The organism is Idiomarina sp. T82-3 (genome assembly GCF_001577655.1).
Classification (GTDB): Bacteria; Pseudomonadota; Gammaproteobacteria; order Enterobacterales; family Alteromonadaceae; genus Idiomarina; species Idiomarina baltica.
On record NZ_LSBQ01000027.1, the window covers coordinates 23,836 to 33,095 of the forward strand.

10 protein-coding genes are annotated in these 9,260 nt (G+C 45.2%); 4 read left to right on the top strand and 6 right to left on the bottom strand.

Going from position 1 to position 9,260, the window contains the following annotated elements; genetic code table 11:
• Positions 1 to 117 precede the first annotated feature (117 nt).
• Together AWU56_RS12360 and dusA are read right to left on the bottom strand one after the other, a co-directional pair.
• The gene (locus tag AWU56_RS12360; protein WP_272977382.1) at positions 118 to 384 is read right to left on the bottom strand and encodes a hypothetical protein; all 267 of its coding nucleotides are present in this window, start codon (positions 382 to 384) and stop codon (positions 118 to 120) included.
• Between the two features lie 189 nt (positions 385 to 573).
• Positions 574 to 1,569, bottom strand: a complete 996-nt coding sequence (gene dusA, locus AWU56_RS12365) for a tRNA dihydrouridine(20/20a) synthase DusA (RefSeq protein ID WP_272977381.1) — start codon at positions 1,567 to 1,569, stop codon at positions 574 to 576.
• 210 nt (positions 1,570 to 1,779) lie between these two features.
• Here dusA and zur point away from each other — a divergent pair, with 210 nt between their 5' ends.
• From zur to AWU56_RS12385, 4 genes are read left to right on the top strand one after another with little or no spacing between them, the layout of a single operon-like run.
• The gene (gene zur / locus AWU56_RS12370; protein WP_006957009.1) at positions 1,780 to 2,220 is read left to right on the top strand and encodes a zinc uptake transcriptional repressor Zur; all 441 of its coding nucleotides are present in this window, start codon (positions 1,780 to 1,782) and stop codon (positions 2,218 to 2,220) included.
• A gap of 27 nt (positions 2,221 to 2,247) precedes the next feature.
• Positions 2,248 to 4,593 carry a M1 family metallopeptidase gene (locus tag AWU56_RS12375; protein WP_272977380.1) on the top strand — a complete coding sequence of 782 codons (2,346 nt, stop codon included), beginning with the start codon at positions 2,248 to 2,250 and terminating at the stop codon, positions 4,591 to 4,593.
• Complete coding sequence (locus AWU56_RS12380; RefSeq protein WP_286682689.1) at positions 4,571 to 5,092, top strand: DUF6702 family protein; 522 nt, start codon at positions 4,571 to 4,573, stop codon at positions 5,090 to 5,092. Before AWU56_RS12375 ends, AWU56_RS12380 begins: the two co-directional genes overlap by 23 nt.
• 13 nt (positions 5,093 to 5,105) lie before the next feature.
• Positions 5,106 to 5,579, top strand: coding sequence for a chemotaxis protein CheX (locus tag AWU56_RS12385; protein ID WP_006957002.1), 474 nt, complete (start codon positions 5,106 to 5,108; stop codon positions 5,577 to 5,579).
• Between the two features lie 26 nt (positions 5,580 to 5,605).
• Here AWU56_RS12385 and dnaB read toward each other — a convergent pair whose 3' ends face one another.
• The 4 genes from dnaB to AWU56_RS12405 are packed head-to-tail and all read right to left on the bottom strand — an operon-like array spanning position 5,606 to position 9,063.
• A complete protein-coding gene (gene dnaB / locus AWU56_RS12390) occupies positions 5,606 to 7,000 on the bottom strand; it encodes a replicative DNA helicase (protein WP_006957003.1) in 1,395 nt (464 codons plus the stop codon).
• Positions 7,001 to 7,043: 43 nt separating this feature from the next.
• A complete protein-coding gene (locus tag AWU56_RS12395; RefSeq protein WP_286682690.1) occupies positions 7,044 to 7,997 on the bottom strand; it encodes a DUF4097 family beta strand repeat-containing protein in 954 nt (317 codons plus the stop codon).
• 23 nt (positions 7,998 to 8,020) lie between these two features.
• Positions 8,021 to 8,557, bottom strand: coding sequence for a hypothetical protein (locus AWU56_RS12400; RefSeq protein ID WP_286682691.1), 537 nt, complete (start codon positions 8,555 to 8,557; stop codon positions 8,021 to 8,023).
• Positions 8,554 to 9,063 (bottom strand): RNA polymerase sigma factor, encoded by a 510-nt coding sequence (locus tag AWU56_RS12405; protein ID WP_286682692.1) that lies wholly within the window; start codon positions 9,061 to 9,063, stop codon positions 8,554 to 8,556. Before AWU56_RS12405 ends, AWU56_RS12400 begins: the two co-directional genes overlap by 4 nt.
• Positions 9,064 to 9,260 lie beyond the last annotated feature (197 nt).

The window sequence follows — 9,260 nt, forward strand, 5'->3', positions numbered from 1 at the left end:
TTTAACCCTGACGCACTAGCGATGAACTCGCGGCGGTCACCGCACCGATGATAACTGTCCCTAACACCGGTGCGATTAACCAAACCAACCACCATTGAGTGAGATACGCCATGGTGATTACTCGCTTTTGTTGTCGTCGTTTGACTCAGCTGAGTCATCCCGTGATTCACGTGAAGCAAGAGCTTCTTCGCTAAACAGTTCAGTAGTGATTTCATCGAGAGTGGATACAACAGCATCTTTTGATGCTTGCCACAGTGACTCAGAAATTGAACTGACCTCAGTTTGAAGAGCTCTACGGATGCTACTCTCTTGACTATCTTGAGCCATTGCAGGGACTGAACTCAATGCGGCAACGGCTGACAAAGTGATAATAAATTTTTTCATGGCTGTGCTCCTTTGAAGGTAACGTATTAATTAAGTCGCTATTACTCTTTCAAAGGTTGTGCCAACTTTATAAAAATTATAATCGATTGTTTTTAAATACTTTTTTAGGACGTTGGTTTTATCACTTTCTTCGGCTTGGTGAAAAAATCACACCGCTTTACAAAACACACTAAATTTTAGTCAATATCGCTACTGAATATCAGCGAGACGTAAGGAGCTATCTGTCCGGAACTCAATAGCGCCCTCAATAAGCGCTTCAGCATCATTTAAACGAGGCCCTTTTATACTCAAGAACTGGCGCCATTTTTTTCCGCCAGGCTGTCCTTGGAAAAGTCCAAGCATGTGACGCACAACGTGCCACGCGCGACCACCTGCGGCAATGTGTTGCTGAATGTACGGAATCATCTGACGCGCCACACTTTCTCGTGAAATAGAGGTAGGGTTTGATGTATATAGGGTTTCTAACTCAGTCAACAACCACGGGTTCTGATATGCTTCGCGTCCAATCATTACGCTATCCACATGGGCTAAATGTAACTGAGTCTCTGCTAGTGTTTTAATGCCGCCATTGATAGCTATCGGTAATTCGGCGTAGCGTTGCTTCGCACGATAAACGCGGTCATATTGCAAAGGCGGTATTTCTCTATTCTCTTTCGGGCTTAACCCATTGAGCCAAGCCTTCCGCGCGTGAAGTGTGAGTTGATCAGTGCCTGCCTCGACACAAGCATCTAGAAATTGATATAAAAACTCATCGCTATCGTGCTCATCAATCCCTAGACGGGTTTTAACCGTCACTGGAATGTCTACTTCGGCTTTCATCGCCTTAATGCAATCACTGACTAATTTCGGTTGTGCCATCAAGCAAGCACCAAAACTGCCATTTTGAACTCGGTCTGAAGGACATCCTACATTAATATTAACCTCGTCATAGCCGCGAGTTTGCGCTTGAACTGCACACTGTGCCATTGCGCTCGGATCAGCGCCACCCAATTGAAGCGCAACGGGATGTTCCTCATCGTTGTAAGCTAGGAAATCTTGCTGACCATAGATAATGGCGCCAGTGGTCACCATATCGGTGTACAACAATGTATTGGGGCTTAATAAACGATGAAAGTATCGACAATGGCGATCCGTCCAATCCAGCATCGGGGCGACTGAAGCAAAATGAGGGTATAGCTTTGACAACGAAAACTCCTGTAGCTTATGGCGGTAACGCTAAAAACTCGACTGGCTATGTGAGGTGCCATTATATCTGTTTTATATTGTTCAGAACACCACGTTAGTTCCGAAATAGGACGATATGATTTACACTTTAGTAAAAACGATTATTGTGTCGAGCGTTGCTTGGCTGATAAATCTAATTACAATCAAAGCCAGCAGATGAAAAGGTCATATATGGGAACTATCGAAACAGAGCGATTAATTAGTAAGGCCGAGAAGCTTTGTCAAAACCGTGGCGCGCGATTAACGTCTACGCGTCGTGAAGTCTTTCGTATTCTGGCAGCTCAAAAAGGTGCGGTTGGTGCCTATGATTTGCTTGACTTGCTCAAGGGCTCTGTTCCTAACGCAAAGCCGCCAACGATCTACCGTGCGCTCGACTTTCTTCAAGAGCAAGGTTTTGTTCACAAGATCACTTCATCGAATAGTTTTGTTCTTTGCTCGCATTTTGAGCATCAACACCCTGTCCAAATGTTAATTTGTGATCGCTGTGGAGATGTTCAAGAAATTCACTCTGAAGGCGTTTACTCCGAACTGCAATCGCAGGCTGAGGATCAGGGCTTTCTGGTCAAAGAACAAACCATAGAAGCACATGGTTTATGTGCTAAATGTCATTAGTACTTACTACAACAACAGGAAATACCAATGAAGTTAACTCACCTCCTTGGTGTAGCTGTCGCAAGCATGGCGGTCTCTCAGGCCATTAATGCCCAAGCGTTTGACGACAAGTTCCGCCAGTTGAATGATGATAAATATCGTTCTCCCAACATATACAGAACAGCCTCTGGTGCGCCCGGGCATGGTTATTGGCAGCAGCAAGCTGATTACGATATTCAAGTCACTTTGAATGACGATAACCAAAGCATTAATGCGCGTAGTACGATTACCTACACGAATAACTCACCCGATACATTACGTTACATTTGGGTACAGCTGGACCAAAACCGATTCAAGAAAGATTCTATCGGTCCTCAAGCTTCGGCAACCAATGCTGATCGAATGAAAAAAGTCAGCTTTAGCCAAATGGAAACGATGATGACTCAAGAAGAGTTTCCAGCGGGCTATACCATCACTGACGTCTCGGACCCTCGCGGCGAACAGATGGATTACATCATCAATGACACGATGATGCGTATTGACTTAGATAAGCCCCTGAAATCGGGTGAGTCCATTGAATTCAATATTGGTTGGAAGTTCAACATCATTGAAGCCGACGTACTCGGTGGCCGTGGTGGTTATGAATATTTCGAAGACGACGGAAACTACTTGTACGAAATGTCACAATGGTTCCCTCGTGTCGCTGCTTACTACGATGCTGAAGGTTGGCAAAACAAGCAATTCATGGGTCGTGGCGAATTCACCTTGGAATTTGGTAACTACGAAGTAGCAATTACCGTACCTGCCGATCATATCGTTGCAGCAACGGGTACATTGCAGAACCCTGATGAAGTCCTAACCGACGAGCAACAGCAGCGTTTAGAAGAAGCTGAAACAGCTGACAAGCCAGTTAAAATTGTCACACAAGAAGAAGCTTTGGAGAACGAAAAAGAAGGGACTTCTGAGACTAAAACTTGGGTATTTAAAGCCGATAACGTTCGCGATTTCGCGTGGGCTTCATCACGTAAGTTTATTTGGGATGCTCAAGGGTTTGATAACGGTGAAAGCGACGTTTTAGCGATGTCGTTCTACCCTGAAGAGGGTAACCCTCTGTGGGAACGCTACTCAACTGCATCCATTATCCACACTATCGAAAACTATAATAAATATAGTTTTGCATACCCATACCCTGTTGCTATCTCAGTTAATGGTCCGGTCGGTGGTATGGAATACCCTATGCTGACCTTCAATGGTCCGCGTCCATACGTTAACGAAGAGAGTGGAGAGAAGTACTACTCAAAACGTACTAAATATGGCTTGATCTCTGTCATTATTCACGAAATTGGCCACTCTTATTTCCCAATGATCGTGAACTCAGACGAGCGTCAGTGGACTTGGATGGATGAAGGTCTAAATACCTATCTTCAATTCCTTGCAGAGCAAGCGTGGGAAGACGACTATCCGTCTTGGCGTGGAGAAGCTCGCAATATCACAGGTTACATGGCTAGCCGTAATCAAATGCCGATTATGACAAACTCAGAATCAATTCTGCAGTTCGGTAATAATGCGTATGGTAAGCCTGCGACCGCGCTCAATATTTTGCGTGAAACCATTGTTGGTCGTGAATTGTTTGACTTTGCATTCCGTGAATACTCACGTCGCTGGAAATTCAAACGCCCAACTCCTGAAGATTTCTTCCGTACCTTAGAAGATGCATCAGGTGTTGATCTTGACTGGTTTATTCGCGGCTGGTTCTACACCACTGACCACGTAGATATCTCGCTCGACAAAGTAAACCTGCTAACCGTCAATACTCAAGATCCAGAAGTCGAAAAGGCTTGGAAGAAAGAAGTTGATCAGCAAGATCCAAAATCTATCACTGCGATTCGCAATGAAGATATGGTCAAGAAGATTGCTCAACAAGAACACCTTCGTGACTTCTACAACGAGAATGACGAGTACACCGTCACTAATGCGGACCGTAACGAATACAAAAAGTTACTTGATGGCCTAGATGACGAACAGAAGCAAATGCTGAAAAACGGCAAAAACTTCTACGTGCTCGACTTTAGTAACAAAGGCGGGTTGGTGATGCCTATTTTACTAGACCTACATTTCGCTGACGGTACTAAAGAACACGTTCGTATTCCTGCTGAAATCTGGCGCCGTTCGCCGGAGCACGTAAGCAAGCTGTTGATTCGTGATAAGAAGATTGACCAAATTGTAGTTGACCCGTATTGGGAGACTGCTGATACCGATACTTCGAATAACTACTGGCCAGCTCGTGCTGTACCATCGCGTATTGAGTTATACAAACGTGATCATGGTGATGACAGTATGATGGAACGCTACAACGAGGAATTAGACACGGATGATAAAAACGCTGAAGAGTAATATTTCGCGTTCTATTATCGGTTTAATCGCCTCTTGTGCGCTGCTACCTCAGGTAGCAGCGCACAAATATTTTTTTGGCTTAACCGATGTGAGTTGGAACGCTCATACAGGTAATATTGAGGTGGTACATCAATATACCTTACACGACGTCGAACTGGCTATTGGTCGTTTTTTTAATACCCCCTTCAGAATTGACCAACCCGACGCCGAGCGCAAGGTTAAAGAATGGCTCAATGCACGTTTTTCAATGACCACTTCCGATGGCGAGCCGATAGCGTTGGATTGGGTGGGCTTGGAAGCGGATTTTCAGAACCTATGGCTTTATCAAGAAAAATCTCATTCAAAAACCGAATTTTGTAATTGGGAAATAACAAACCGTGTTATGCTTTCCACATACCCTGCTCAAGTGAACACAGTGAATGTTAAAGGCGATGACATCACGCGAGGAATTACACTTAACGAGCAGCGTGACACAAAAAAAATCAATTGCGGTAAGTAAAAGGTAATTATTTATGGACGCAGCGTTCGTCAACCCATTTTTGAACGCACTTCAAAACGTGCTTTCAATGATGGCTCAAATAGAGCTTAAGCCAGGAAAGCCTCAAATTAAAAAGGATGAATACGCTCGTGGCGATGTGTCGGGCATCATTGGAATGGTAGGTCCACAAGTTAAAGGCTCCTTTTCAATATCCTTTGAAGAAAATCTAGCCTGTGAAATCATGCATAAGATGTTGGGCGAGCTACCCGATTCAGTGGATGAAGAGGTATGCGATATGGTGGGTGAAATCACTAATATGGTTACAGGCGGTGCCAAAAAGGAGCTCGCCGAGCGCGGTTTTGAGTTTGATATGGCCACACCAATCGTCGTCTCGGGACGCGACCATACTATATCTCATCGCTCTGAGGGCGCAAAGCTGATCATGCCCTTCAACCATGTTGCCGGTAAGGCATACATCGAAATATGTTTTGATAAGCTGAGAGCCTAGTTGTTGCTAAGCTCTCTTTTTATAAGTTAATAGCGCTCATCATCAGACGCTCGAGCAAAATTATCAAACCGCGATAGATGCCCATGGAATTTAAGTTCAACTTTACCGATGGGTCCATTCCTTTGCTTACCAATGATAATCTCCGCTAATCCTTTCTCTGCACTGTCTGGGTGATAAACCTCATCACGGTAGATAAACATAATAACGTCAGCATCCTGCTCGATCGATCCAGACTCGCGCAAGTCGGAGTTGACAGGACGCTTATCTGAGCGTTGCTCAAGTGAGCGGTTAAGCTGTGAAAGCGCTACGACAGGAACACTCAATTCCTTAGCTAAAGATTTTAATGAGCGCGAGATCTCAGCAATTTCAAGTGTACGATTTTCTGACATCCCCGGTACTGTCATTAACTGCAAGTAATCCACCATAATCATCGATAACCCACCGTGATCTCGCGCAACACGACGAGCCCTAGAGCGAACTTCTGTCGGTGTTAATCCGGAGGAATCATCGATATACAGATTATTCTTATCATTGAGAATGTTCATGACTGAGGCAATACGAGCCCAATCATCATCCTCCAAACGTCCCGTCCTCACACGGTTTTGGTCAACGCGACTGAGTGATGCCAGCATACGCATCATGATTTGCTCAGATGGCATTTCTAAACTAAACACCAGCACCGGTTTTTCTTCGTTCATTGCGACGTTTTCGGCTAAGTTCATCGCGAAGGTGGTTTTACCCATCGACGGTCGAGCGGCAACAATAATAAGATCTGAAGGCTGCAGACCGGCAGTCATCTGGTCTAAATCATGGAAGCCAGTCGATGTGCCTGTTACACCGTTATGATTTTTTATGTTGCTAAGCGTCTCTATTTTCTCAATCGTCTTAGCCAGAATATCACTGACCCCCTTGGGGCCTTCCGTTGCACTAGTGCGCTTCTCCGCAATACGAAATACTTTACTCTCCGCCTCATCGAGTAACTGTTGGCTCGTTCGTCCTTGGGTATCGTAACCTGACTCGGCAATATCATTCGCTGCGGCAATCATCTCTCTGAGCACCGCCCGCTCTCGTACAATATTGGCATAAGCGACAATATTGGCTGCACTCGGTGTATTTTTCGAGATTTCACCTAGATACGCAAAGCCACCCACGGCGTCGAGCTCAGTGTTCGCCTCTAGTTCCTCAGAAACAGTCACTAAGTCCATTGGCTGACTGCTATCGGCGAGGGATTGCATTGCAGTAAAAATCAGTCGATGAGCACGATGATAAAAATCTTGCGCGATAATCAGCCCAGAAACTTTATCCCAAGCGTCATTATCTAACATCAACCCACCCAACACAGATTGTTCGGCTTCGATCGAATGAGGCGCTGAACGCAGCGCCTCAATCGACTTATCTCTTTGCTTATTTTTTTCCGCCATCGTTACAGTCTCTGTACACTCGCCAATGAGCGCTACTATATCGTTAATCGCGACGAATTTCGACAGTTCCTGAGACGGTTGTTAAACCCACTCTCGCACTTCCAGTGCCGACTTCGAAGTTTAATTCTGACGAAGTTCCCCAGCGCGATTCAGTGGGTTTGTCGTTACTAATACGGTTAACAATGTCACCACCAGCATTAGTTGTAATATCAAAACTGGCGTTCGGTATCGCACCGAAAGTAAACGCCATATCGCCGCTCACGGATGAAGCTTTCAATTCACCACTGTCTGCCAATTTAAGCGAAAGATTAATGTCTCCACTGACATTTTTTAAATTAGCTTTCTTGAGACTTGGTAATTCAGCCGTTACATCGCCTGAGACGTTTTGTAAGTAGAACTCTTCCATCATATCGGCGTAAACACTAATATCGCCGCTAACGGCTTGATAATGAGCGACTCTCGCGCTACTGCCTTTATCGCTAATATCCCCACTAACACTTTCTAGCCTGACGGTACCAGCAATAGACCGCGCATCAATGTCACCACTGACAGTACTGACTTCGACACCGCCACCAATATTTTCGACTTTCACATCACCGCTCACGAGGTTTACTTCGATACCTTCTTGCAAATCAAAGGCATCGACATCCATGGATACACCTTTTACATCAAGATGGCTTGATTTAGGCATATAAATAGTTAACTTTGACCCTTCATCATCGTCGAACCACCCATTTTGCTCGGGTGTTTTGATTTGCACCTGCAATGTTGAGCCACGTAGTTCAAAAATAAATTGCTCAGTGCGTTTGTCGAGTGTTCCAGTAACATGAACCACGTTGTCATCACTCGCCATGATCTCGATTGAGCCGCGTTCGTTATCAACAAATACTTCCGTCCCCTTCGGCACTTCCATTTTTTCATCGACACGCTCTTGTGCAACAGCGTTCACTGTTGACAGCGCAACAGCTCCCATCAATAATGCGGTTAAAAATTTCATAGTAATCTCCTCGTTCACCAAGCTTAAATTTGTTTCAATACTGGCTTTTGTTGATAGCTTTGCTCTAATAAAGCCAGTTCTTGTTCGTTAATCCAACGCAACAGCTCCAATTGCTGTGCATTACCAGGGCCAGACGCTAACGCTTCTAATACCGACTGTCGCGCTTTAGCTAGCTGTTGTAGCTGTGTAGTTAATTGCTCATCACTCTGCTCAATTCCAGCAAGTTTGTAACCCCTTTGCAGCGCCGAAACCTGTTGCGCTTGGGTGCTGATCATCTGTGCCGCTGCCGCGTAATAAGGTGATTCATTAGTTCTGATATCTTCTCCTGGCTGAGCACCTTGGTAGCCAACAAAGACAGCCACCGCCAACAGACTCGCGGCGAGCGCCCCACCGGCTGCTGCCCACCATGTACGTGAGCCCTCATCTAAGCGTTCAGTCGTTTGCGCCTCTAAGCGCTGTTCAATACCCTGCCATAAGTCATCACTCGGCTCTATTGCGTCAGGAGTCTCACGTTGGTGCGCAATAAGTGCTTCTAACTGTTGCTCTTTTTCGTTGCTCATAACCACTCCTGCATTAATTTCTTAGCGCGAAAAAACTGGGATTTACTTGTACCTTCGGCAATATGTAACAGGTCAGCAATTTGCTGGTGCGAATAGTCCTGTAACGCATGTAGAACGAAAACCTGTCGTGTTTGCTCAGGCAAGCGGATGATGAACTTATCGAGCTCGCCTAAATCAATGTCGCTACTGTCAGCTTCGTCCAGCGTACTATGGTCAATGGCTCGCTCATTGCGTTTAAACCATCGTGACTGCTTTCGCATTTCTGTAATACCCACATTATTAGCAAGACTAAAAAGCCACGTTGAAAACTTTGCTCGACCATCAAACTTGGGTAATGAACGCCAGGCCTGTACAAAGACTTCCTGTACCAAGTCATCGGCCAGTGAGCGATCAGCAGTTAACCTGAACACCATTCCGTAGACACCACGTACGTAACGCTCATATAAGCGTCTAAACGCATGCTTATCGCCATTGGCAGCTAACTCTATGTCGTTGCTGTCTGACAAGGTTCTCTCCCTGAAAAAAGTTTATTAGCTAATTTATAGAGTAAGTCGCGTTAATGCGAGGCTAGGTTTACAAGGCAGGTAAAAAAAAGCTGCCCTAAGGCTAATGCCGATCAGTTAAGAAATTTTCAATGATCGGTTGACCGATCCGGCAGAGTCTTCAAAATCCATAGTCAGAATTTCTGGCTATGGATTTTTTT

Excerpts from the sequence above, each read along its gene's own strand:
- AWU56_RS12380 (WP_286682689.1), top strand. The coding sequence starts at position 4,571 with ATGATAAAAACGCTGAAGAGTAATATTTCGCGTTCTATTATCGGTTTA.
- AWU56_RS12385 (WP_006957002.1), top strand. The coding sequence starts at position 5,106 with ATGGACGCAGCGTTCGTCAACCCATTTTTGAACGCACTTCAAAACGTG.
- AWU56_RS12375 (WP_272977380.1), top strand. The coding sequence starts at position 2,248 with ATGAAGTTAACTCACCTCCTTGGTGTAGCTGTCGCAAGCATGGCGGTC.
- zur (WP_006957009.1), top strand. The coding sequence starts at position 1,780 with ATGGGAACTATCGAAACAGAGCGATTAATTAGTAAGGCCGAGAAGCTT.
- AWU56_RS12395 (WP_286682690.1), bottom strand. The coding sequence starts at position 7,997 with ATGAAATTTTTAACCGCATTATTGATGGGAGCTGTTGCGCTGTCAACA.
- AWU56_RS12360 (WP_272977382.1), bottom strand. The coding sequence starts at position 384 with ATGAAAAAATTTATTATCACTTTGTCAGCCGTTGCCGCATTGAGTTCA.
- dnaB (WP_006957003.1), bottom strand. The coding sequence starts at position 7,000 with ATGGCGGAAAAAAATAAGCAAAGAGATAAGTCGATTGAGGCGCTGCGT.
- AWU56_RS12400 (WP_286682691.1), bottom strand. The coding sequence starts at position 8,557 with ATGAGCAACGAAAAAGAGCAACAGTTAGAAGCACTTATTGCGCACCAA.